The organism is Streptomyces sp. NPDC101225, from assembly GCF_044767585.1.
Taxonomy (GTDB): Bacteria; Actinomycetota; Actinomycetes; order Streptomycetales; family Streptomycetaceae; genus Streptomyces.
Genome location: NZ_JBIWOE010000052.1, coordinates 12,192 through 34,573 on the forward strand (window position 1 = coordinate 12,192; position 22,382 = coordinate 34,573).

At 74.5% G+C, this 22,382-nt stretch carries 21 protein-coding genes; 10 read left to right on the forward strand and 11 right to left on the reverse strand.

Going from position 1 to position 22,382, the window contains the following annotated elements; translation table 11 throughout:
• Positions 1-42: 42 nt before the first annotated feature.
• The 3 genes from metG to ACIRPX_RS40640 all read right to left on the reverse strand — a co-directional run bounded on the left by metG (position 43) and on the right by ACIRPX_RS40640 (position 4,980).
• The gene (metG, locus tag ACIRPX_RS40630; RefSeq protein ID WP_404204943.1) at positions 43-1,758 is read right to left on the reverse strand and encodes a methionine--tRNA ligase; all 1,716 of its coding nucleotides are present in this window, start codon (positions 1,756-1,758) and stop codon (positions 43-45) included.
• A 134-nt stretch (positions 1,759-1,892) separates the two neighbouring features.
• Positions 1,893-3,866 carry a VWA domain-containing protein gene (locus tag ACIRPX_RS40635; RefSeq protein WP_404204946.1) on the reverse strand — a complete coding sequence of 658 codons (1,974 nt, stop codon included), beginning with the start codon at positions 3,864-3,866 and terminating at the stop codon, positions 1,893-1,895.
• Positions 3,867-4,020: 154 nt separating this feature from the next.
• On the reverse strand, positions 4,021-4,980 hold the full coding sequence (locus ACIRPX_RS40640) for a LysR family transcriptional regulator (protein ID WP_404204948.1): 960 nt from the start codon (positions 4,978-4,980) through the stop codon (positions 4,021-4,023).
• Positions 4,981-5,169: 189 nt separating this feature from the next.
• Here ACIRPX_RS40640 and snpA point away from each other — a divergent pair, with 189 nt between their 5' ends.
• Positions 5,170-5,868, forward strand: a complete 699-nt coding sequence (snpA, locus tag ACIRPX_RS40645) for a snapalysin (RefSeq protein WP_404204950.1) — start codon at positions 5,170-5,172, stop codon at positions 5,866-5,868.
• A 138-nt stretch (positions 5,869-6,006) separates the two neighbouring features.
• Here snpA and ACIRPX_RS40650 read toward each other — a convergent pair whose 3' ends face one another.
• On the reverse strand, positions 6,007-7,005 hold the full coding sequence (locus ACIRPX_RS40650; RefSeq protein WP_404204952.1) for an endonuclease/exonuclease/phosphatase family protein: 999 nt from the start codon (positions 7,003-7,005) through the stop codon (positions 6,007-6,009).
• Positions 7,006-7,040: 35 nt separating this feature from the next.
• The gene (locus ACIRPX_RS40655) at positions 7,041-7,829 is read right to left on the reverse strand and encodes an alpha/beta fold hydrolase (protein ID WP_404204954.1); all 789 of its coding nucleotides are present in this window, start codon (positions 7,827-7,829) and stop codon (positions 7,041-7,043) included.
• Between the two features lie 76 nt (positions 7,830-7,905).
• On the opposite strand from ACIRPX_RS40655, the gene ACIRPX_RS40660 reads away from it, so the two are divergent.
• A complete protein-coding gene (locus tag ACIRPX_RS40660) occupies positions 7,906-9,240 on the forward strand; it encodes a PLP-dependent aminotransferase family protein (protein WP_404204956.1) in 1,335 nt (444 codons plus the stop codon).
• 74 nt (positions 9,241-9,314) lie between these two features.
• Here ACIRPX_RS40660 and ACIRPX_RS40665 read toward each other — a convergent pair whose 3' ends face one another.
• Both ACIRPX_RS40665 and ACIRPX_RS40670 read right to left on the reverse strand, forming a co-directional pair.
• Positions 9,315-10,232, reverse strand: coding sequence for a hypothetical protein (locus tag ACIRPX_RS40665; protein WP_404204958.1), 918 nt, complete (start codon positions 10,230-10,232; stop codon positions 9,315-9,317).
• A 79-nt stretch (positions 10,233-10,311) separates the two neighbouring features.
• Entirely contained in the window at positions 10,312-10,779 is a 468-nt protein-coding gene (locus tag ACIRPX_RS40670) for a hypothetical protein (protein ID WP_404204960.1), read from the reverse strand.
• 115 nt (positions 10,780-10,894) lie between these two features.
• On the opposite strand from ACIRPX_RS40670, the gene ACIRPX_RS40675 reads away from it, so the two are divergent.
• Positions 10,895-12,052: a PP2C family protein-serine/threonine phosphatase gene (locus ACIRPX_RS40675; RefSeq protein WP_404204963.1), complete on the forward strand. Its 1,158-nt coding sequence runs from the start codon at positions 10,895-10,897 to the stop codon at positions 12,050-12,052.
• Between the two features lie 68 nt (positions 12,053-12,120).
• Positions 12,121-13,293, forward strand: a complete 1,173-nt coding sequence (locus ACIRPX_RS40680) for a hypothetical protein (protein WP_404204966.1) — start codon at positions 12,121-12,123, stop codon at positions 13,291-13,293.
• 19 nt (positions 13,294-13,312) lie between these two features.
• Here ACIRPX_RS40680 and ACIRPX_RS40685 read toward each other — a convergent pair whose 3' ends face one another.
• A complete protein-coding gene (locus ACIRPX_RS40685; protein ID WP_404204968.1) occupies positions 13,313-14,557 on the reverse strand; it encodes an amidohydrolase in 1,245 nt (414 codons plus the stop codon).
• A gap of 54 nt (positions 14,558-14,611) precedes the next feature.
• Positions 14,612-14,764, reverse strand: a complete 153-nt coding sequence (locus ACIRPX_RS40690; RefSeq protein WP_404204970.1) for a hypothetical protein — start codon at positions 14,762-14,764, stop codon at positions 14,612-14,614.
• A 96-nt stretch (positions 14,765-14,860) separates the two neighbouring features.
• Here ACIRPX_RS40690 and ACIRPX_RS40695 point away from each other — a divergent pair, with 96 nt between their 5' ends.
• From ACIRPX_RS40695 to ACIRPX_RS40710, 4 genes are all read left to right on the forward strand, one after another.
• Positions 14,861-16,204: a helix-turn-helix domain-containing protein gene (locus tag ACIRPX_RS40695; RefSeq protein ID WP_404204972.1), complete on the forward strand. Its 1,344-nt coding sequence runs from the start codon at positions 14,861-14,863 to the stop codon at positions 16,202-16,204.
• A gap of 240 nt (positions 16,205-16,444) precedes the next feature.
• Positions 16,445-16,885, forward strand: a complete 441-nt coding sequence (locus ACIRPX_RS40700) for a hypothetical protein (RefSeq protein ID WP_404204974.1) — start codon at positions 16,445-16,447, stop codon at positions 16,883-16,885.
• An 11-nt stretch (positions 16,886-16,896) separates the two neighbouring features.
• Complete coding sequence (locus tag ACIRPX_RS40705) at positions 16,897-17,559, forward strand: ANTAR domain-containing protein (RefSeq protein ID WP_404204976.1); 663 nt, start codon at positions 16,897-16,899, stop codon at positions 17,557-17,559.
• An 18-nt stretch (positions 17,560-17,577) separates the two neighbouring features.
• A complete protein-coding gene (locus tag ACIRPX_RS40710) occupies positions 17,578-17,865 on the forward strand; it encodes a ribosomal protein L7/L12 (protein WP_404204978.1) in 288 nt (95 codons plus the stop codon).
• A 28-nt stretch (positions 17,866-17,893) separates the two neighbouring features.
• Here the strand turns inward: ACIRPX_RS40710 and ACIRPX_RS40715 are convergent, their stop codons facing one another.
• Complete coding sequence (locus tag ACIRPX_RS40715; RefSeq protein ID WP_404204980.1) at positions 17,894-18,667, reverse strand: hypothetical protein; 774 nt, start codon at positions 18,665-18,667, stop codon at positions 17,894-17,896.
• Between the two features lie 336 nt (positions 18,668-19,003).
• Here ACIRPX_RS40715 and thrS point away from each other — a divergent pair, with 336 nt between their 5' ends.
• Both thrS and ACIRPX_RS40725 read left to right on the forward strand, forming a co-directional pair.
• Complete coding sequence (gene thrS / locus ACIRPX_RS40720; RefSeq protein WP_404204982.1) at positions 19,004-20,272, forward strand: threonine--tRNA ligase; 1,269 nt, start codon at positions 19,004-19,006, stop codon at positions 20,270-20,272.
• A complete protein-coding gene (locus ACIRPX_RS40725; RefSeq protein ID WP_404204984.1) occupies positions 20,269-21,234 on the forward strand; it encodes a nucleoside hydrolase in 966 nt (321 codons plus the stop codon). Before thrS ends, ACIRPX_RS40725 begins: the two co-directional genes overlap by 4 nt.
• A gap of 69 nt (positions 21,235-21,303) precedes the next feature.
• Here the strand turns inward: ACIRPX_RS40725 and ACIRPX_RS40730 are convergent, their stop codons facing one another.
• The gene (locus ACIRPX_RS40730; protein WP_404204986.1) at positions 21,304-22,221 is read right to left on the reverse strand and encodes an LAETG motif-containing sortase-dependent surface protein; all 918 of its coding nucleotides are present in this window, start codon (positions 22,219-22,221) and stop codon (positions 21,304-21,306) included.
• Positions 22,222-22,382 lie beyond the last annotated feature (161 nt).

The following is a 22,382-nucleotide window of genomic DNA, read 5'->3' on the forward strand; positions in this document are numbered from 1 at the left end:
ACAACACTTCGGAACCGGGGGCCGGTTGACTGGGGCCGCGGATTACTCCGGCTCGCCGCCGAAGCGCTCCTTGTACGTCTCCAGGTCCTCGTCCGTGAGCTTGGCGAAGAGGACCGGGGGGACCGTGAAGGGGGTGCCGGACGGGACGGCGGTCAGGGACTTCGCCTCGTCGGCGGTGACCCAGGTCGCGGAGTCGTCCGGCAGGGCGAACGCCTGGCGCATGGCGGCCGACGCCGTCGGGATGAAGGGCTCGGAGACCACCGCGTAGAGGTGGATCAGGTTCATCGCCGTGCGCAGGGTGAGGGCCGCGCCGTCCTTGTCGGTCTTGATCTCCAGCCAGGGGGCCTTCTCCTCCAGGTAGGAGTTGCCGGCCGACCACAGGGCACGCAGGGCGGCGGCCGCCTTGCGGAACTGCAGGGCCTCCATCTGTGCCTCGTACTCGGCGAGGAGCTCGGCGATCTGCCCGCCCAGCCTCGCCTCCGCCCCGCCGGGCTCGCCGCCCGCCGGGACCTCCTCGCCGAAGCGCTTCCGGGAGAAGGACAGGACGCGGTTGACGAAGTTGCCGAGGGTGTCGGCGAGGTCCTTGTTGACCGTCGCCGTGAAGTGCTCCCAGGTGAAGGACGAGTCGTCCGACTCGGGGGCGTTGGCGATGAGGAAGTACCGCCAGTAGTCGGCCGGCAGGATCTCCAGCGCCTGGTCGGTGAAGACGCCCCGCTTCTGGCTCGTGGAGAACTTGCCGCCGTAGTACGTCAGCCAGTTGAAGGCCTTGACGTAGTCGACCTTCTTCCACGGCTCGCGCACGCCGAGCTCGGTGGCCGGGAACATCACCGTGTGGAACGGGACGTTGTCCTTCGCCATGAACTCGGTGTAGCGGACGTCTGTGTCGACGTCGTACCACCAGGACTTCCAGTCGCGGTTCTCCGGGTCCTTGTCGGACCACTCCTTCGTCGCGCCGATGTACTCGATCGGGGCGTCGAACCAGACGTAGAAGACCTTGCCCTCGGCGGCCAGCTCCGGCCAGGTGTCGGCCGGGACCGGGACGCCCCAGTCCAGGTCGCGGGTGATCGCGCGGTCGTGCAGGCCCTCGGTCAGCCACTTGCGGGCGATCGACGAGGCGAGCTGCGGCCAGTCGGCCTCGTGGCGGGAGACCCACTCCTCGACCTCGTGCTGGAGCTTCGACTGGAGGAGGAAGAGGTGCTTGGTCTCGCGGACCTCCAGGTCGGTGGAGCCGGAGATCGCCGAGCGCGGGTTGATCAGGTCGGTCGGGTCCAGGACGCGGGTGCAGTTCTCGCACTGGTCGCCGCGGGCCTTGTCGTAGCCGCAGTGGGGGCAGGTGCCCTCGACGTAGCGGTCCGGGAGGAAGCGGCCGTCGGCCGGGCTGTAGACCTGGCGGATCGCCCGCTCCTCGATGAAGCCGTTCTCGTTGAGGCGGCGGGCGAAGTGCTGGGTGATCTCGACGTTCTGCGGGCTGGAGCTGCGGCCGAAGTAGTCGAAGGCGAGGGCGAAGCCGTCGTAGACCGCCTTCTGGGCGTCGTGGGCCTGGGCGCAGAACGCGTCGACCGGCAGGCCCCGCTCCTTCGCGGCCAGCTCGGCCGGGGTGCCGTGCTCGTCCGTCGCGCAGATGTACAGCACGTCGTGGTCGCGCTGGCGCAGGTAGCGGGAGTACACGTCCGCCGGGAGCATGGACCCCACCATGTTGCCCAGGTGCTTGATTCCGTTGATGTACGGAAGGGCGCTGGTGATGAGGTGTCGAGCCATCGGGGGCTGCTCCCAGGTCGGTTTTCTCGGTACTTCGCGAACCTTGAAATCGTAGCCGACACGGGTGGGCCGCCCGCTTCCCGTTTTACGGGGTGGGAAGGGGCGGCCGGTTGTACGTGTGCGGCTGTGCCGGGTTACGGGCGCCAGTCGATCAGTACGCCGTCGTAGAGCTCGGCGTCCGTGAGCTCCCTGGGGGTCGGGCCCGCGTGGAAGAAGGCCGTGTTGCCGGTCTTCAGCTTGCGGAGGTAGTCGAAGGCCTTGTTGTCGTGGTCGCCGAACGCGACGAAGGAGAAGAACACCGAGGGGTGGGACGCCGCGGCGTCGGTGAGGGACTTCGTGGCCGGGGTCTTGGCGTCCGGGGCGCCGTCGGTCTGGAAGACGACGAGGGCGGGGGTGCCGGGGGCGGCGTGCTTGTCGTAGTGGGCGAGGACCGCTTCCACGGCGGCGTGGTAGCTGGTACGGCCCATGCGGCCGAGGCCGGCGTGCGCGTCGTCGATCGCGGTCTCGGAGGAGGCCGGGGTGAGATCGGCGGTGCCGTCGACCTCGGTGGAGAAGAAGACGACGTGCACGGAGGTGTCCGGGGCGTCGGGGTCCAGGTGCTCGGCGAGGGCGAGGGTCTGGTCGGCGAGGGCCTGGGCGGAGCCGTCCTTGTAGTACGCGCGCATGCTCGCCGAGCGGTCGAGGACGAGGTAGGTCTTGGCGCGGGTGCCGGTGAGGTCGGCTTTGGCGAGGGCCGCGGCGGCGGGGGTGTCCTCGGCGGCGGGGGTGTCCTCGGCGGTCACGGGCTCGGCTTCGCCGTCGCCCGCCGTGTTCCCACCCGCACCACCCGTACCACTTTCGTCGCCGGGTGCGGGTGGCCCCTGCGGGGCTTCCTCGCCGTCGGCGGCCTCGGGTGCGTCGGTGGCCGTGGTGGTCGCCTCGGGTGCGGAGGTCGCGTCCGCCTTCGCCTCCGGCTCCGGCTCCGGCTCCGGCTCCGGGACGGTGTCGCTGACCGGCTCGGGGGCGGGCTCGGGCTCCGCCGTGGCCTCCGTGGCCGGTTCCCGCCGCTCAGCCTGCTCGGCCTTCGGCTCCTCGGTGACGGGGGCCGCCGCCGCGGGCTCCGCCTCGGCCACCGGTTCCTCGGCCGCGGACTGTGCCTCGGTCGGCTTCTCCGCCTGCGGCTTCGCCTCGGTCACCGGTTCTTCGGCCTGCGGCTTCGTCTCGGCCACCGCTTCCTCGGCCGCGGGCTGTGCCTCGGTCGGCTTCTCCGCCTGCGGCTTCGTCCCGGCCGTCTGCTCTTCCGCCGACGGCTTCGCCTCCGGCGACTCCTCGGCCGCGGGCTTCGCCTCGGCCGCCGGTTCTTCGGCCTGCGGCTTCGCCTCGGTCACAGGTTCTTCGACCTGCGGCTCCGCTTCGGCCGTCTGCTCTTCGGCCGTGGCCTTCGTCTCGGCCGGTTCCTCTACCTCCGGCTTCGCCTCGGCCACCGGTTCCTCGGCCGCAGCCGTCTCCTCGGCCTGGGGCTCCTCGGCCTGCGGCTTCGTCTCGGCCGCCGGTTCCTCGGCCGCCGTCTCTTCGGCCTGCGGCTTCGTCTCGGCCGCCGGTTCCTCGGCCGCCGTCTCTTCGGCCTGCGGCTTCGTCTCGGCCGCCGTCTCCTCGGCCGCCGACTCGTCTGCCTGCGGTTCCTCGGCCTGCGGCTTTGCCTTCGGTGGTTCGGCTGCCGTCGGCTTCGGCTCGGCCGTCGGCTCAGTCCCCGTCGGCTTCTCGGCCGCGGGCTCAGTCTGCGTCGGCTTCTCGGTCTTCGGCTTTGTCGTCGTCCGGGGTTCCGGGGTCGGGGCGGTGGGGGCTGCCTGCGCTTCCGGTGCCGGCTCGTCGTCCAGCGGTTCCGACGGTTTCGGGACCGTCACGTTGTCGAAGGCCGCCGAGACCAGATCGTGCTCGTCGCCGGTCTCCGTGGCCGACGAGCGGGGCTCGGGGACCTGGGCGGTGGCGGACGGCCGGGGCTCGGGGGACGGGGAGGGGACCGTCGGCTCCGGGGAGTGCGAAGAGGTTAGGTCCGCACCCTCTGCCTCGGCGGCACGCCCCTTGCGTGACCTGCCGAACGCGTTCCGCAGGAGAGTGAGAATGCCCATGTGCGCAACCCTTCGCGTGAGTTGATGCCCGTCAATCCCTGGCCAGGACGGACACGTAAGGTTAGCGGCCCCGGACGGCGATCTTGGGGAGGGGCAAGAGACAGTACGGCCACTTGTGTCAAGCACGCCTCAACCCCCTCCGGGATCAACCTGATTACCGAAGCGCCGAGGCCGAGGCGGGGACCGGAGCCGGGGTGCTCGTACCCGTGCGTTCCAGCCACTCCCGGTACGTCGGTGCCCGGCGGGCCGATTCCCAGTACGCCTCCTCCAGCGCGGGCAGGGCGCCGTCCAGGTCCGTCTCGGTGCGGGCCGCCAGCAGCAGGCGGACACCGAGCGGGTCGCCCCGCAGGCGGCGCACCACCATGTCGGTGTGGGAGACGGTGGTCGGCTGGCAGACGGTGACCACCTCGCCGGTCGCGACCAGGGCGGCGGCCGTGTGGTAGTCGCCGTGCAGCACGTGCGGATGGATCTGCGCCCGGCGGAACATGTGCTGCACCGCGTCCCACTCGCCGTCCACCGTGGGGTCGATCATCCAGCGGTCGGCCGCGAGGTCGCGGACGTCGACCGCCGGGTGCGCGGCCGCCGGGTGGTCGGCCGGCAGGTACACGAACTGCGGCTCGCGCTCGACCAGGACGCGCAGCCGCAGGCCCTCGGGGATGCGCAGTCGGCTGCCCTCGACCTCATGCACGAAGGCGACGTCCAGCTGGCCGTCGGCGACCATGCGCAGCAGGGCGTTCGGGGAGACGTTCATGTGCAGGGTGGGGTCCTGGCCGCGGGCGCGCAGCCGGCGCAGCCAGCCCGCCAGGGCCTTGCTCGCGGTGGAGCCGATGCGCAGTTCGGGGCCGCCCGTCGCGGCGGCCCGCGCCTCGCTCACCAGGGAGCGCATTTCGGCCACCAGCGGACGGGCGCGGCTCAGTACCAGGCTGCCCAGCGGGGTCGGCCGGCAGCCGGTGCGCGCGCGGACGAACAGCGCGCCGCCCAGCTCCTGCTCGATACGGCGCAGCTGCGTGCTCAACGACGGCTGAGCGACGCCCAGTTGGCGCGCCGCACGGTGCAGGCTGCCGGTGTCGGCTATGGCGCACAGCGCGCGGAGGTGTCGCACCTCGAGGTCCATGCCCTCGGAGCGTAAAGCGGAATCAAAGGTTTCACCAGACGCACAAATCCCGGCAGGAACCCGCGAATCGGGATGTCCGGCCGAACCGCGATAGGGCCGCGCTATCGCCGGTTGGCATCATCACAGGGCCCGCACAGGCGCACACACTCACCGGTGACGACTGACTCACCCCCCACCTAGGAGTCATCGATGCACCAGCGCACTCCCCTGCCCATGTCCCGGTTCCTGGCCGCCCGTACGGTGGCGGCGGCCGGTGTCGGCCTCGCGCTCCTCGGTCTCGGCACGGCGGTTCCGGCCGCCGCGTCGCCGGCTGTGGCGCCGTACTCCGGCTACACCGGTTCGGCCGACGAGGCCAAGGCGAACCAGGCGTTCTTCCAGGCGGTCCTGAGATCCGTCGCCGAGAAGCGCGCCGCGCACCCGAACAGCGCCGCCGCCGTCACGGTCGTCTACAACCCCTCGGGGGCGCCGACGTTCAGCGCCCAGATAGCCCGCGCCGCCCAGATATGGAACGGCGCGGTGTCGAACGTGAAGCTCCGCTCGGGCTCCAACGCCGACTTCAGCTACTACGAGGGCAACGACTCCCGCGGCTCGTACGCCTCGACCGACGGTCACGGCCGTGGCTACGTCTTCCTCGACTACGCGCAGAACCAGCAGTACGACTCCACGCGCGTGGCCGCCCACGAGACGGGCCACGTCCTCGGCCTGCCGGACCACTACTCGGGCCCGTGCAGCGAGCTGATGTCCGGCGGCGGGCCCGGCCCGTCCTGCACCAACCCCTACCCGAACGCCAACGAGCGGGCCCGCGTCAACCAGCTGTGGGCCAACGGCTTCGCCGCCGCGCTCGACAAGGCCATGACCGAGAAGTCCCTGCACAAGTCCGGCCGATAGCTCTCGCGGCGCCACCCCCCACACCACGGTGCGGGCCGTCCTCCTGCACAGGGCGGCCCGCACCGGCCTGTCCGCACCGGCCTGTCCGGGCGCGGGACCGTCCGGCCGCGGGACCGTCCGGCCGCGGACCGCCCGGGGTCATCCCCTCCGGTGCAGCGTGAGGTCCACCAGCAGGGCGCGATGGTCGGTGCCGGTGAGCCGAAGGAAGCGCGCGCCGCTCGCGGAGAAGTCCCGGGAGACCAGCACGTGGTCGATCTGCGCGCCGAACCCCGGGGTCAGCCGGGCGGGCCAGCTCGGCGTGCGGTCGTGCCCGGCGAGCGCGGCGGCGTCGCTCAGCCCCGTGTCGAGGATGCGGCGGAAGGCGGCGTGGTCCTGCGAGGAGTTGAAGTCGCCGGCCAGCACCAGCGGGGTGCGGGTGGCGGCGGCCGTGTCCCGCAACCGCCCGAGCTCGCGCCGCCAGACGCCGACCTGTCCCGGCAACGGAGGCATCGGATGGGCGAGTTGGAGCCGTACCTCGTGCCCCCGCACATCGGCGACGGCCCCGGGCATCCCCATGGTGCCGCGGACCCCGGCGGTGGTCCTCAGCGGAAAGCGGCTGAGGACGATCGACCCCTTGGACCCCTCGGCCGCGACGGCCCGGCGGTAGGGGTACACGGTCCCGAACTCCCGCAGCAAGGTGGCCCGGCAGCCGTACTCGCACTCCTCGACGAAGACGATGCCGGGCCGGTGCCGCCGGATCTCCGGCACGAGCGAGCCGGTGCCGCGCCCGAACTCGACGTTCGAGGTCAGCACCCGGAACTCGGCGACCGGCGTGCCACCGGCGTCCTCCGTCCTGCCGTACGGCTCGATGAACCAGGCCAGCAGTCCCAGCACGACGAGCGCCCACACCATGCCGAGCCGCCAGCGCGCCAGCAGCGTGAGCAGCAGCGCCAGCGCGGCGGGCGCGAGGAGCCAGGGCAGGAAGGCCAGGACCTGGGGGATCGGGGTGACGCCGTCCGTGTCGGCGGCGCGGCAGCCGGCGACCGCGCTCACGGCGACGAGCAGCAGCCCGGCGCACCGGGCGGCGAGGCGCCGGCCGGGACGCCGTACGGGTTCGTCCTTGCTCGGGGCGGTCCGCCCGGCAGTGGCAGTGTCCACGTCCCGGCCTTCCGCTCGTGAGAGAGATGCCCGAATCATCCCCCAGCCGGGTCGACGCGCGCCAGGAACTTCCCGAGGACGCCGTTGAACTCCTCGGGGCTCTCCAGGTTCGGCAGGTGGGCCGCGCGCTCGACGACGTGGAGGACCGAGTCGGGCAGGGCCGCGTGCAGGGCCGCCGCCTCGGAGACCGGGGTGTAGGTGTCGTCCGCGCCCACGACCACCAGGGCCGGGACCGTGATCCGGGGCAGCAGCGGGCGGTAGTCGGGGCGGGCGGCCCGGGCCCGGAGCGCCGCCGCGGCGGACTCGGGGCGGGTGGCCGTCATCATGGCGTGGACGTGCGCCTTGACCCGCGGGGCGGCGTACGGGGCGACCATCCTCTCCAGGACGTCGTCGGCGTATCCGCGCATGCCCTCGCGCAGCAGCCGGTCCGCCGTGGCGTGGCGGGCGCGGGCGCCCTGGGGGGTCTCGGGAGCGGGGAAGGTGTCGGCGAGGACGAGTCCGCGGACGCGGTGCGGGAAGCGGCCGACGAGATCCATCGCGATCTGGCCGCCCATGGACAGGCCCGCGAGGACGCAGCCGTCCACCTTCAGGTCGTCCAGCAGGGCGGTGATGTCCTGCGCGAACTCCTCGAAGCGGGTGACCTCGGGGGTCGCGGGGGAGGCGCCGTAGCCGCGCAGATCGGGGGCGATGACGCGGCGCCCGGCGCGGAAGGCGTCCAGCTGGGGTGCCCACATCGTGCGGTCGAAGGGATGGCCGTGGACGAGGACGAGGGGGAGCCGTGCGGAATCCGGCCCTTTGTCCTCGTATGCGAGGAAGGGTGCCATGAGGTCGACCCTAGGTTCCCCAACTTCTCGGTGCAATAAGATCTTTGCCCTCGGTGCAATACCGGCAGGGGGTCTCATGGACGCGTACCGGCGCATCGCCGACCGGATAGCGGACGACATCGCGGCGGGACGGCTGCGGCCGGGCGAACGGCTGCCCGCGCAGCGGCGGTTCGCCCGGCGGCACGGCATCGCCGCCTCCACGGCCGAACGGGCCTACGGCGAGCTGGTGCGGCGGGGGCTGGTCGTCGGCGAGGTCGGCCGCGGCACCTTCGTGCGGGCCGCGGCGGCGGGTCCGGCGGGGCGCGCACTCGTCGAGCCGGCCACCGCGGCGCCGGTGAATCTGGAGCTCAACTACCCGTCCGTCCCCGGCCAGTCGGAGCTGCTGGCGCCCGCCCTGGCCCCGCTGCTGCGCCCGGACGTCCTCGCCGAGGCCCTGTGTCCGGGGCCCGCCGGCGGTACCGCGGCGGCCCGCGAGGCGGTGGCCGGACTGCTCGCCACCCCCGGCTGGCGCCCGGACCCCGGCCTGCTGCTGTTCACCGGCAACGCCCGCCAGGCCATCGCCGCCGCCCTCGCCTCCCTGGTCCGGCCCGGCGGCCGCGTCGGGGTCGAGAAGCTGACCTATCCGCTGGTCAAGGAGATCGCGGCCCGGCTGGGCATCCGGCTGGTGCCGCTGGCCACGGACGCGGAGGGCCCGCGGCCGGAGGCGGTCGCGGCCGCGCACCGCAGCGCCCCGCTGTCCGCGCTCTACCTCCAGCCGACGCTGCACAACCCCACGTCGGTGACGACGGGCCCGCGGCGGCGGCGCCGGCTCGCCGCCGTCGTCACCGATCTGGACATCCCCGTGGTGGAGGACCGCATCTGGTCCTTCCTGGCGGAGCCCGCCGACCCCCTCGCCGCCTACGCGCCCGGCCTGACCCATGTCGTCGACGGCCTCTCCAAGCGGGTCGCGCCCGGGCTCACGGCCGGCTTCCTCGCCGTACCGGCGCACCAGGTGGCGGCCGTCGCGGACGCGGTGCGCTCCGGCGGCTGGAGCGCGGGGCGCTTCGCGCTGGAGGCGGGGGTGCGGTGGATCGAGGACGGGACCGTGGCACGGCTGGTCGCGGCCAAGCGGGCGGAGGCGGCGCGCCGGCAGCGGCTGGTCGCCGGGCACCTCGGCGGCTTCGCCGTACGGTCCGATCCGCACGCCTGCTTCGCCTGGTGGGAGCTGCCCGCCCCCTGGCGCGCGGACACCTTCACCGCCGCGGCCGCCGCCCACGGCATCGCCGTCACACCGGGACCCGCCTTCTGCGTCGGTCCCGGCCGCACCCCGAACGCGATCCGCCTCGGGCTGGCGTCGGCCGCGCGCGCCGATCTGGAACGGGCGCTGGAGACGCTCGCCTCCTTGGCGCGGGACGGGCGCGGCGCCGGGTGAGCGGGCGGGGGAGCCGGTTCCGGTGCGTGCGGACCGCGGCGGACCGCGCGGACAGCTGAGGGCCGCCGGAGGGTTCAGACGCGGACCCCGGGCGGCCGTCGCGCCGGGTCCGGCGTGGGGCTCGACGGTGCTCCCGGGCGGCGCCGGCGGCCGGTCAGCCAGGTGGCCAGGGCGACCGTCAGGCCGAGGGCGACCAGGAGCCAGGAGGCCTCGCGGAGCGTGGCGGTCAGGGCGTCGTAGACCGCGCCCGCGGCCGGCTGGTGGGCCTCCTCGGGCAGGTCGGCCAGGGTGAGGCGGCGGCCGATCATCACGGCGAGGGCGAGCAGGGCACCGCCCAGCGCCGTGCCGAGCGCGGTCGCGGTGACGGCGCGGCGGCGGCAGGTGGCGACGCCGATCCCGGCGACGGCGAGGACGACGGCGGTGACGGGCAGCCAGAAACCGGCGACTTCCAGCACGCGGAATCCTTTCCGGAGCCGGTCCAGTTCCTGGACCGGCAGAACCGGCACCTCGGTGTGCTCGACCGGGATGCGGTTCGCGAACGGGACGTGGTCCACGGCCAGTTGACGCTTGACCTGGGCGGTGACGGGGGCGAGGTCCACCGTGACGTCGTGCTCGCTCCCGTCGTGCAGGGCGCGCAGCACGGCGTCGTGCACGGCACGGTTCGCCGCGTCCCAGGCCAGGCGGAAGGCCGCGGTGCGGGTGAAGGAGTGGACCGCGTCGTGCACATAGGGGCGCACGTCGGCACCCCGCAGCGGGCGCACGTCCACGTGCGCGTCCACCTCGTCCATGATCCCGGCGCCCACGGTGTCGGCGACGGCGTTGCGCACGGCCGGATCGGCGGCCAGCGGCGCCATGGTCGTGACGTAGCGTCCCGTGTCGGCGAGGTCGTACGCCGCCCAGGCCGCCAGCGCGCCGCACGGGGCGAGCAGACAGGCGAGGGCGACCAGCGCCGCCGACAGGGCGCTCCGCAGGCGCGCAGGAGGTGGGGACACCCCTCAAGGCAACGGCCAGGGGGCGCCGCGCGCGAGCGCTGCGGCTCCGAACGGGTGACCCGCGCGCCGCCCGTGACGGTCAGCGGACGCGGTTGCCCACGGCGTCCTCACGCGTGTAGTAGCGGTAGAAGAACACCAGGAAGACGGCCGCCGTGACGAGCACGCCCACCGCCACCGACCGGTAGATCGAATCGCCGGTCTGGCTGTAGAGGAAGCCGATCGCGGCGCCGGCGAAGGCGGACTTCACCAGCGAGTGCAACTCGCGCTTCAGCAGCGGCGCGAAGGTCGCGACGGCGATGCACAGCACGATGAACACGGCCGCGGTGACGAAGCCGAACAGGATGTTCCAGCCGGTGATCTCGCCGCCGCCGCGCCGGTTGGCCGCCGCCCAGAAGCCGTAGAGGAGTCCCAGGGCGACGGGGATGCCGTACCGGCCCACGGTGTGGACCCGCTCGTCGAACAGATCGGGTGTCCGGGTGGGACGTGCCGCCCGGTTCGCCCTGACCCGTCCCATCATGCCGCCGGACGTGGGTGCCGCTTGAGCCATGAGAGCACTCCTCTCTCCTCGCCCCCGCCTACCAGAGCACACCTGCGGACAGGCCCTGGCAAGTCGGTCGACAGCCCGGATGCGCCCGGCACGGGGACATGTTTCGCTGGGGCGCATGACCAAGGTGCTCGACCGGCTGCCGCGGGCCGGGCACCTCGACGCTCCGCAGGGCCATCAGACGCTGCGGGTGCGGGGGCACAGCGTCGCCTGGGTGCCGCCCGCGCTGCTGCTGGTGGGCATCATGGTCGCCGACTTCAACACCACCGGCGAGTTCCGGATCATCTCCTGGCTCGTGCTCGTGCCGGCCATCGCGGCCGCGCTCTGCGGGGTGTGGGCCACGACGTTCTTCGCCCTGCTGACGCTGGTCACCTATGTGCTCGGGGACCATGCCTGGCCGCACCAGTACCAGACCGGACTGCCCGACTTCATCCTGGTCGTCCTCGGCGGCGTGCTGTCCGTCCTCGCCTGCGCGGTGCGGGTGCGCGGCGAACTGCGCATGCTGCACATGCGGGACGTCGCCGAGACCACTCGCCGCACCGTGCTGCGCCCCCTGCCGCCCGACTGGAGCGGCCTCGAGCACGCGGCCGTCTACCTCGCGGCCGACAGCGAGGCCCGCGTCGGCGGCGACTTCTACGACATCCAGCCCGGCCCGCGCGGCACCCGTGTCCTCCTCGGCGACGTGCAGGGCAAGGGCCTCGGCGCGGTCGAGGCGGCGGCCGCCCTGCTCGGCACGTTCCGCGAGGCCGGCTACCACGAGGCCGACCTCGCGACCGTCGCCGAGCGCCTGGAGGTGCGGATGGTCCGCCACCGCGGGCACACCGCCGCGCTCGGCCGGCGCGACGGCGACCGCTTCGCCACCGCGGTGCTGCTCGACTTCCCCGACGACGATCCCGGCGCGGTGGACGTGGTGCTGTTCGGCCACGATCCCCCGCTGCTCGTCGGGCCCGCGGGCGTACGGTCCCTGCCGCCCGGCGACGGCCTTCCGCTCGGCCTCGGCGACCTCGTCGCCGACGGCCGGCCGCACGTGCGCCGGGTCCCCCTCGCACCCGGCGAGACGCTGCTGCTGACCACCGACGGCGTGACCGAGGCGCGGGACCGCGCGGGGGAGTTCTACCCGCTCGCCGACGACGTCGCCCGGGCCCTCGCCGCCGATCCGCGGCTCGTGGAGCCGCCGCGCCTGGTCGCCCACGTGCGGGACGGCACGCTGCGGCACTGCGGCAACCGCCTCGCCGACGACACCACGGTCTTCGCCGTGCGGCGTTCGCGGTCCTGAGACCCACCTTTGCAGCCGCAGCGGTTACGGTTTGCCGTACGTGATCGACGGGGGATGGGGAGGGAACGATGCCCGGGACCGTGCTGTTGCTCGCCGCATCCCCGGCGGGCCGGGGATGTCTGGTGGACGCGGCGTCCGTGCTCCCTGTCCTCGCGGCCGTCGCGCCCGGCGTCCTGTCCGGCACGGACACCGCGAACGTCGTCGAACTCGCCGACCCGTTGGAGCCGCAGGCCGTGCTCACCCGGCTGCGCGCGGCCGCGGCGGCCCCCGGGCCGCTCACCGTCTTCGTCACCGGGCAGCTGCAACTCGACCGGCGCCAGCGGCTGCCGCACCTCGCGCTGGCCCGCACGACACCCTCGACGGTGCGGTACACGGCGCTGCCCTGGCACTGGGTCCGGGAGGAACTCCGGCTGCGGGCGGCCGGATCCACGACGCTCGTCCTCGATCTGCACGCCGACGCGGAGACGTGGGAGCGGCTGCGCACCCGCCCCCTCGACTGCGGGCGCCACGTCGCCGTCTACGGCCGTGTCGCGCCGCCGCCGTCGCGGCGGGCGGTGGCGGCGCCGTCGTACATGAAGGCGGTGGCGACGATCCTGCGCAGCGGGTGGCGGCCGCCGGTTCCGCAGTTGCACGAGCAGGCGCTGGCCCGGGTGGGGGTCGAGGGGTACGCGGACCTCGTGCTCGCCTCGGGCGGCGGGGCGGCCGGTGTCGCCGGGAGCCCTGCCCCCAGACCCCCGTATCGGCCCGAAGGGCCTCGTCCTCGAACGCCGGACGGGCCGGGTGACGCGGACCGGCGTGCGGACCGTGACGCCGGCCACGGCGACCCGCACGCCGCCATCTCCGCCGCCGTCGCCGCCGGGCGGCACCTCGACGCCGACGCCCTCGCCGCACGCCACTCGCAGGCCGCGGTCGACGCGCACGGGGCCGGGTCCGAGGAGGCGTTGCACTGGGCCGAGGTCCGGGCGGATCTGGCGATGTTCGCCGGGGATCCGGTGCGCAGCTGCCGGACGTGGCTGGGGGTGGCCGCCGCGCGGCTGGCGGCGGGGCAGCCGGCGGACGCGCCGGCCGTGGAGGCGGCCGTGGACCGGGCGCACCACCAGTGGGGGCAGGTGCGCGACGCGGTGCTGGCACGGGACCTCGGCGCCTCGCTCGCCGACCTGCGCTCGCGGGTGCCGGGACGCCGGGAGGGCGCCCTGGACCATGTCCGGCGCCAGCTGCGGCAGTTGCAGGCCCAGCCCTAGGGGGTGGCCCGGACAGGATCTAGGGGCCCTGGACGAGGTGTGCCAGTGCGGCCGAGACCAGGGTCCGTACGCCCGGGGTGATCGTCGCGAGGTCGGGGGCGAAGTGGGGGCTGTGGTTGCTGGGGACGGCGAGGAACTTCTCCATCAGGTCCGTGCCGGGTGCCGCGTCCCAGACGTCGGCCGGGGTGGTCGTGACGAACCAGTAGGAGTACGGGATCCCGCCCGGTGCCAGGTGGGGGAAGTCCTCGCTGCCCATCACGGGGCCGAAGTCCAGCACCGTCCCGGCGCCGAGCACCTCCTCGTGGACGGCGGCGGTGCGGCGGTCGGTGGCGGCGTCGTTCACGGTCATGGGGAAGGCCGCGCCCACCGTGACCTCCGGCTCGCGCGGGCAGCCGGCGGCGAGGGCCTCGCCCGCCGCGATGCGCCGGACCGCCGCGATCATCCGCTCGCGCACCTCGTCGGACTGGGTGCGCAGGTTGAGGGAGATGTGGGCCTGGGACGGGATGATGTTGTGCCGGGTGCCCGCCTCGATCCGGCCGACGGTCAGCACGGCGGACTCGCGGGCGGCGATCTCCCGCGCGACCACGGTCTGCAGCCGGGTCACGAGGAAGGCCGCCGTGACGACGGGGTCGACGGTCGTCTCCGGCCGGGAGCCGTGCCCGCCGCGCCCGTGGACGACGATGTCGAGGTCCGTCGTCGCCGACAGGATCAGGCCCGGCGAGTGGGCGTAGAAGCCGACCGGGCCGGGCCCCGCGTGCTGGCCGAGCAGCACGTCGGGGCGGGCGAAGCGCTCGTACAGGCCGTCCTCGATCATCGCCAGAGCGCCCTGGCCGGTCTCCTCGGCGGGCTGGCCGATCACCAGCAGGGTGCCCGACCAGGTGTCCCGGCCGGCGGCCAGCGCCTCGGCCGCGCCGGCCAGCCAGGTCATGTGCAGGTCGTGCCCGCAGGCGTGCATCACCCCGGGCACCTCGGAGGCGTAGGGCAGCCCGGTCTCCTCCGGCACCGGCAGCGCGTCCATGTCGGCGCGCAGCAGCACGGTCGGGCCGTCGCCGTTGCGCAGCAGTCCGACGACGCCCGTGCCGCCGACGCCCTCGGCGGTCTCGAAGCCCGCCTCGGCCAGGCGCCCGGCGAGCTTGGCGGCGGTGCGGTGCTCCTGGCGGGAGAGTTCGGGATGGCGGTGCAGGTCCCGGTAGAAGTCCGTCAGGCCGGCGACCGGCAGGTGGGCGGTGAGTTCCAGCGCGGTGCGGGCGGCGGGAGAGGTCACGGGGGCAGGGTAGCGGGAGGGGGCGTACGAATGCCCGGGAAGCCGCCCGCCGGGTCAGCCGGCGTGATGGACTTGCTGCACCTGACCGGCCTGTCCGGTGTCCGCCGCCCGTGCCGGGCCCGCGTTGGCGGCCAGGACCAGGGCGGCCACCGCGATCAGGGCGGCACCGAAACCTCGGGCGTAACGCTCGGAGATGTGTCGAAGCACGGCAACCTCTCAACAGCGTTGTATTAAACGCGCTTAAGACGCCGTTTAACCTAGGGGCATTCGTGGGCAACAGCAAGAGGCACAGGGGGAGTTGGCGTGTCGGAACGTGACGATCCGGTGACCATCGGCCGCAGAGTCCAGCAGCTGCGGACCGATCGTGGCCTGACACAGAAACAGCTGGCCGAACCCGCCTACACCCCCGCCTACATCTCCACCCTCGAGGCCGGCCGGGTGCGGCCCTCCGACGAGGCGCTCCGGTACATCGCCGAGCGCCTCGGGATCGCCTATGAGGAACTGGTCACCGGACGCCCGGCGCACCTCGCCACCGACCTGCGGCTGAGGCTGACCGAGGCGCAGCGCACCCTCGCCTCCGGGGAGGCGGAGGAGGCCGCCGAGCAGTACACCGCCCTGCTCGCCGAGGCCGAGGAGCACGAGCTGGCCGACGTACAGGCCGTCGCGCTGCTGGGCCTGGGCGAGTGCGCCCTGGACACCGGTGAACTCGACGTCGCCCGCGGGTACTTCGAGCGGTCCGAGCAGGTGCTCGCCGACGTACCGCTGCCGGCCCGGGTGCCCGCGCTGCGCGGCCGCGCCGTCTCGCACTATCTGGCCGGTGAACTCCGCTACGCCGTCTACCTGCTGGAGTCCACCCTCGACGAGCTCAACCGCGGCGGACTGCACGACCCGGACGCCCTGCTGCTGCTCTACGCCAGCGCCATCGGCCCCTACATGGACATGGGCGCCCACGCCCGCGCGGCCCAGGCCGCCGAGTTCGCGCTCGCGCTCGCCCCGCAGTCCGGCGACCCCGCGCTCGTCGCCCGGATGCACCGCTCGGTCGCCCGCACCCTGCTCGCGGAGGGCCGGATCGCCGAGGCCGACGCCTCGCTCGCCAAGGCCGCCGAGCTCTACCGCACGCTCCAGATCCGCACCGAACTCGCCAACTGCCACTGGATGCGCGGCTACGTCTGCGCCCAGAACGGCGAACTGGGGCGCGCGGAGGCCGAGTTGCGGCAGGCCCTCGACATGCTCTCCGCCAAGCGCGCCGCCCTCTACAGCAGTCAGGTCGCCGTGGAACTCGCCGACGTCCTGCACCGGCGCGGCAAGTCCGCCGAGGCCGCGGCCCTGCTGCACGACGTGCTCAGCGACCTCAGTTCGGAACGCGGCGCGCTGCACTCCGCCGCCGCCCACCGCCTGCTCGGCATCATCGCCGACGACGCCCGCGACACGGACGCGGCGGAGGAGCACTACGTCCGCGCCCTGAGCCTGCTGGAGCGGGCCGGCGCCGCCGGCGACCTGGCCGACCTGTGCCGGCTGCTCGGCGATCTGCTGCGCCGCACCGGCCGTGTGGAGGCGGCGCTGGACGCGTACCGGACGGGCCTGGGCCACCGGACGGCCCCGGGCACCACCACCCTGGGACCGGCCCCCGCCCAGCCGCCCCTGTAAGCGGTCCGCGGCCCGGCGCGCACCGTGTTTCGCCCCGGGGGGGCAGGGGTAGTCGGGCAGCAATCCGGAGCGGGTGCGCCGCCGGCCCGACCCCTGCCGGGAGCGGGCCCGCCTCCGGGGACGCGCGAGCCCCCGGCCCTCGTCGGCCGGCGAAGGAGGCGGTAGCGGTGCGGCCCACGCCCGACCGCGGCACCTTCCCGGGCGCCGACCCCGGCCCCGGCCGCGGTGCCGATCCCGGCGTTGGTCCTGGCGCCGATCCCGGCCCCGGTCCCGGTCTCGGTCCTGGCCGCGGTGCCGACTCTGGCCCTGGCGCCGATCCCAGCGCCGACTCTGGCCCTGGCGCCGGTCCTGGCCGCGGTGCCGATCCCGGCGTTGGTCCTGGCGCCGATCCCGGCCCCGGCCCCGGTCCTGGCCGCGGTGCCGACCCCGGCCTTGGTCCCGGTGCCGGTCCTGGCCGCGGTGTCGACCCCGGCCTTGGTCCCGGTGCCGGTCCCGGCCGCGATGCCGTCCCCGGCCCTGGTCCTGGCGCCGGTCCCGGTCGCGGTGCCGACCCCGGCCCTGGCGCCGACCCCGGCCCCGGCACCAACCCCGACCCCGGCACCAACCCCGGCCCCGGCGTCGATCGCGGTGCGCGCGGCCGTACCGGGCGCGGCCCCGACCGGGCCCGGGCCGTCGCGTTGATCGCCGACGGGGTGCGCGACGCACGGCCTCCCGAGCTCCCGGACCGCCTGTGCGCCGTCGCGGTACGGCTGCTGCCGGTGGCCGGCGCGAGCGTGTCGCTGCACAGCGGGGGCGTGCCCGTCCGGTTCGGCGTGAGCGGCGAGCGGGCCGCGCGGCTCGCGGACATCCAGGCCACCCTCGGCGAGGGACCCTGCCTGGACGCCGTCCGGGACGGCGCCCCCGTGCTCGCGCCCGATCTCAGCGGCCGGGACGCGCACCGCTGGCCGGTGCTCGCGCTCGCGGCGACGGCGGCCGGGGCGCGGGCGATGTACGCGATACCGCTGGGCGGCGGCGGGACCCCGCTCGGGACGCTCGATCTGCACCGGACCGCCCCGGGCCGGCTGACCGCGCGCAACCTGCGCGACGCGCGGCTCGTGGCCGGTGCCGTCGCCCTGGCCGTCGCCGCGCTGCCGCACGAGGAGGACGCCGATGGCCGGGACGGGTCCTGGCTGAGCGGGCTGACCGCCGAGCACGACCGGATCCACCAGGCCGTGGGGATGACCATGGCGCAGCTCGGCACCGGCGCAGGCGAGGCGCTGGCACGGCTGCGCGGCCGCGCCTTCGCGCAGGGCCGCACCGTGCTGGAGCTGGCGCGGGACGTGGTGGCGCACCGGGAGAGGCTGGACCGAGGCTGAGGGGCCTACGATCCTGTCATGGACATACTGGGGCTCTCCCTGATCATCCTGCTCGTGCTGTTCGGCATCAGCAGCATCGAGAACCGGATCTCCCGTCAGGACAAGCGCGTGGCGCGCGTGGAGCACAAACTCGACCTGATCCTCGACCACTTGGGGCTGCGCGAGCCGGAGCCGTGGTCGGACGAGGTCGGCTCCCTGCTGCGCGACGGCCGGAAGATCGAGGCGATCAAGGCGTACCGGGAGGCGACGGGGGCGGGCCTGAAGGAGGCCAAGGAGGCCGTGGAGAAGCTCGACGCGGCACGCTGACCGCGCGGCCTCCCGCGGCGCGGCGCCGTCAGACGCGCAGCCGCGCCTGCTTCCTGACGTCGGTCAGCCGTGCCACGCCCACCTGGACGAACGCCTGCGTCGTCGCGGCCGACACGAAGCCAGGGCCGCCGTGCGTGAGGGCGATCGTGACGTCCCCGACCCGGACCACGGCCACGTCCAGGGTGAGCACCGTCTGCTCGCCGTCGTCCGTCTCGCGGGTGAACGTCACCCGCAGGCCCTGCCGCGCGTCCCCGACGTCCGGGAGCTCGGCCGCGCCGACCAGGACGCCCTCGCGGGCGCCGTGGTCGGTCGTCGCCATGAACCTGGCGCAGGTCCGGGGCAGCGACCCCAGCCAGGCGAGGGTCCGGTCGACGTCCGCGGGGTCCGGCGTCAGCACCTGGTAGCGCAGCTGCGCCTGGTCCATGGCGTCGTCGAGCCCGGTCACCGCCCGGGTCCCGGGCTCCGTCTCGAACAGGTCGTCGGTGTAGAGCGCGTCGAGCAGCCGCCGGCAGTCCGGTGCCTCGGCGGTCGCCTTCAGCACCCCGTCCCGCCAGGTCGCGGCCCCCTGCGTCGCGGCCCAGGGCTCCCCCAGGTCGCCCTCGGTCACCAGCGCGGCCCGCGCCTGCGCCTCGGTCAGCGGCAGGGCCGACGGCGGCGCGGACGGGGACGGCCGGGCGCTGTGCGAGGGCGCGGCGGGCGCCTGGGCCCTCAGCTGCGCTCCGGCACCGCAGGCGCTCGCGCTCCCCAGGGCCGCCAGGGACAGCGCGGAGGCGACGACGACACGGAACGGAATGCGGATCATCGGGGACCTCCAGCCCACTCCAAGATCGGTGACGTCTCCAAGGGACCACCCCGCACCCCGCCCGACCAGCGCTCCGGGCCGTCCGGGTTACGGCGGGCGCGCACCGTCCCGCCCCCGCCGGGGCCGCGCCGGGCACCCGCGTGCCCCGGCAAAATGCGTCGACCCCGCCCCGCCGTCGCGCTACCGTCCGCTCATGAAGCGCGCCCACTCGTGGTCCACGACGACGCCGGAGAGTGTCCCGGCGCGCTGAGTTGTGGACTGGACGTCCCAAGCCCCGGGCGAGTGGCCCGGGGCTTCGTCGTCGGTCGCTCGTCCGTCACCAGGAGGAGAGAGACCGTGTACGACCACCGCAGGCTCGGCCGTGAACTCGAACTGTTCGGCACCGATCCGCTGATGGGCGCGGGGCTGCCGTACTGGCTGCCCGACGGCGCGCTCGTGCGCCACGTGCTGGAGGAGTACATCCGCGAGCGGGAACGCGCGGCCGGCTACCGGCACGTGTACTCCCCGGTCCTCGGCAAACGCGAGCTGTACGAGATCTCGGGGCACTGGGACCACTACAGCGACGACATGTTCCCGCCGATGCGGCTGGGCGGCGAGGAGGTGGTGCTGCGGCCCAGCCTGTGCCCGCACCATGCCCTCATCTACCGGTCACGCTCCCACAGCTACCGTGAACTCCCCCTGCGGATCGCCGAGTTGGGCGGCATGTACCGCTCCGAGCCGTCCGGCGTGCTCGGCGGACTGACCCGCGTACGGTCCATCCAGCTCAACGACGCCCATATCTTCTGCACCCTGGAGCAGGCGGTCGACGAGGCCCGCGCGGCCCTGGAGCTGATCGGCCGCGCCCACGCCGACCTCGGCATCCGCGCGGTCCGCCACCGGCTGTCCCTGCCGGGCGAGGGCGGCAAGTACGTCGCCGGGCGGGAGCTGTGGCGGCGGGCCACCGCCCTGCTGGAGGAGGTGCTGGCGGGCGCCGGCGTCCCCTACGAGGCGGTGGCGGGCGAGGCCGCCTTCTACGGGCCCAAGATCGACGTCCAGATCGCCGACGCCGCCGGCCGCGAGTCCACCCTCTCCACCGTCCAGATCGACTTCCACCAGCCCGAGCGCTTCGACCTGCACTACATCGGACCGGACGGCTCCAGGCACCGCCCGGTCATGGTGCACCGCAGCATCATCGGCAGTGTGGAGCGTGCCGTGGCGCAGCTGATCGAGGTGCACGGCGGCGCCTTCCCGGTGTGGCTCGCCCCCGTGCAGCTGGTCGTGCTGCCGGTGTCCGAGGCGCAGGAGGAGCGGGCCCTCGACGTCGTCCGGCGGGCCCTCGCCGCCGGTCTGCGGGCGGAGTACGCCGGCCCTGGGCAGGGCAGTCTCGGCGCCCGCGTCCGGGCGGCGCGGCTCGTGCCGTACCAGGCCGTGATCGGGGAGAAGGAGGCCCGCGGCGACCTGGCGGCCGTACGGCTGCGCGACGGGCGGCGTCCGGGGGCCGTCGCGGTGGAAGATCTGCTGGAACGGGCCGGCGCGTGCGCGCGGGCCCGGGACGGCGAGCTGTGGGCGGCCGCACAGGGCCGGGCGCACAGCTCTCGGAGCCCAGAGAGAGGAGCGCGGCCGTGACCGGTCAGCCCATTCCGATGATCATCGACTGCGACACCGGCGTCGACGACGCCCTCGCCCTGCTGTTCGCCGTACGCCACCCCGGCATCGACCTGCGGGCCGTCACCTGCGTCGCCGGGAACACGGACGTCGACGGCGTCGTCCGCAACACCCTGACCGTGCTGGAGCAGGCCGGTGCCCCCGACATCCCGGTCGGCCGGGGCGCCGAGCGCCCGCTGCTCGAACCGGCGCGCTCGGCGCGGCACGTGCACGGCTCCGACGGCATGGGCGACCTCGGCCTGCCCGCGCCCGCCCGCACCGCCGCCGACGTGGACGCGGTCACACTGCTGCGCCGCGAGATCCTCGCCTCCCCGCGCCCGGTCACGCTGGTGCCCACCGCGCCCCTGACCAACATCGCGCTGCTCCTGCGCACGCATCCGGACGTGGTGCGGGGCATCGAGCGGATCGTGTTCATGGGCGGCGCGGTGGCCGCCGGAAACGCCACCGCGGTCGCCGAGTTCAACGTCTGGCACGACCCGGAGGCGGCCGCCGTCCTGCTCACCGCGGGCGTGCCGATCACGATGTACGGCCTGGACGTCTTCACCCGGGTCGTCGTGCCCGGCGCCGATGTGCACCGGCTGCGTGCCGCCGCGGAGCCCGGCACCCGGCTGGCCGGCGAACTCCTGGCCCATCGCCCGGCCCACCCGGGCGAGGCGCCCGAGGCCGAGGAGGCGGGCGGCCTCGGCGACGCGGGCGCGGTGTGCACGGCCGTCGATCCGGCGGGCGTCACCACCCGCCTCCTCCCGGTCGAGATCTCCCTCGCCCCCGGCCCCTCCCGTGGCCAGACCGTCGTCGACCGCCGCCCGCGCCCGGGGGAGTCCGAGATCCACGAGGGTGCCCGCCGGCAGCCGCTGGTGGACGTGGCGCTGGACGTGGACGTGGACCGGTTCGTGAAGCTGTACCTGGAGACGGTGGAGCGGTAGCCGGACAGGACGAACGCCCCGGAGCGGGGGTCTCCGGGGCGTTCGTATCGGGAGTGGTCCGTGGGTGAATCAGCGGGCCGTACGGCGGCGCCGGGTCACGACGACGATCGCCGCACCGGCCGCGAGGAGCGCCGCGGCGCCGCCCGCGACGATGCCGGAGCCGCTGCCGCCGCCGGTCTCCGCGAGGTCGCCGCCACCGCCGTCGGGCGTGGGCGCGGCCTGCGCGGTCGAGGCGGAGGCGGACGGGGCCGGAGCCCCGGTCGAGGGCGTACCGCTCGCGGGCGGGGTGCTCTCCCCGCCCGGCGTCGAGGGCCGACCCGACTCCGGCGTGGACGGCGTGGCCGGCGGCTGCGGCTCCTCGGCCGCCGTGCAGTCCTTCGTGCCGCCGTTCCAGGACGCGATCAGCTTGTCCTTGATGACCGGGTGGTCGGGGCCCTTGGGCAGGTCACCGTGCTCGAAGCCGTCCTGCGCGCCGGGCTTGCCGTCGAACTTCACGGCCCCGCGGTAGAGGTCGATCTGCGCGAAGCAGCCCGCGTCCGGCACCGCGATGTCGAGGGAGCCGGTCTCGCCCCGCTCGACCGTCACCGAGTCGAAGTCGACGAAGACCTGCTCGCCGGAGGTGGCGAAGGACGAGCCGTGGGCGAGGTAGGAGGCGAGCGAGGCCGTGCAGCTCGCCGCGTCGCCCGCCGCACGGACCTTGATGTGGATCTTGCCGTCGCCGGTCGGCCGCAGGTTCTGGTCGTCGACCTTGACCGAGGAGTGGAAACCGGTGCCGTCCAGCGAGAACTCGCAGCGGTCCGTCGCCGTCCTGGTGCCCGCGCCCGTGCCGGGCTCGTAGTGGCCGCCGTGCTTCCAGCCGTCACCGCCGTGGCCGCCGTCGTGGGCCCAGGCGCCGGAGGCGGCGGCGACGGTGGCGGCGCACAGGGCGAGCGACGCGGCGCCCGTCCCGAGGACGCGGCACGCGGTGACACGTGTGGCCATGGACATGCGGGACCCCCACTTCGGCATGTGCTGCCCCGGGCACGGCGGCGCGGGGCAGCATGCGGCAGCCGGCCGTACCGGGGTGAATGGTCTGAGGAACACCTGGCTCATTGGTCACATGAGCCCCAGTGCGATCACATCGTGGATCTCTTGGCCGAACGCTGTCA

Excerpts from the sequence above, each read along its gene's own strand:
- ACIRPX_RS40715 (WP_404204980.1), bottom strand. The coding sequence starts at position 18,667 with ATGATCCGCATTCCGTTCCGTGTCGTCGTCGCCTCCGCGCTGTCCCTG.
- ACIRPX_RS40680 (WP_404204966.1), top strand. The coding sequence starts at position 12,121 with ATGCCCGGGACCGTGCTGTTGCTCGCCGCATCCCCGGCGGGCCGGGGA.
- ACIRPX_RS40675 (WP_404204963.1), top strand. The coding sequence starts at position 10,895 with ATGACCAAGGTGCTCGACCGGCTGCCGCGGGCCGGGCACCTCGACGCT.
- ACIRPX_RS40710 (WP_404204978.1), top strand. The coding sequence starts at position 17,578 with ATGGACATACTGGGGCTCTCCCTGATCATCCTGCTCGTGCTGTTCGGC.
- snpA (WP_404204950.1), top strand. The coding sequence starts at position 5,170 with ATGCACCAGCGCACTCCCCTGCCCATGTCCCGGTTCCTGGCCGCCCGT.
- metG (WP_404204943.1), bottom strand. The coding sequence starts at position 1,758 with ATGGCTCGACACCTCATCACCAGCGCCCTTCCGTACATCAACGGAATC.
- ACIRPX_RS40635 (WP_404204946.1), bottom strand. The coding sequence starts at position 3,866 with ATGGGCATTCTCACTCTCCTGCGGAACGCGTTCGGCAGGTCACGCAAG.
- ACIRPX_RS40670 (WP_404204960.1), bottom strand. The coding sequence starts at position 10,779 with ATGGCTCAAGCGGCACCCACGTCCGGCGGCATGATGGGACGGGTCAGG.
- ACIRPX_RS40640 (WP_404204948.1), bottom strand. The coding sequence starts at position 4,980 with ATGGACCTCGAGGTGCGACACCTCCGCGCGCTGTGCGCCATAGCCGAC.
- ACIRPX_RS40730 (WP_404204986.1), bottom strand. The coding sequence starts at position 22,221 with ATGTCCATGGCCACACGTGTCACCGCGTGCCGCGTCCTCGGGACGGGC.
- ACIRPX_RS40660 (WP_404204956.1), top strand. The coding sequence starts at position 7,906 with ATGGACGCGTACCGGCGCATCGCCGACCGGATAGCGGACGACATCGCG.
- ACIRPX_RS40655 (WP_404204954.1), bottom strand. The coding sequence starts at position 7,829 with ATGGCACCCTTCCTCGCATACGAGGACAAAGGGCCGGATTCCGCACGG.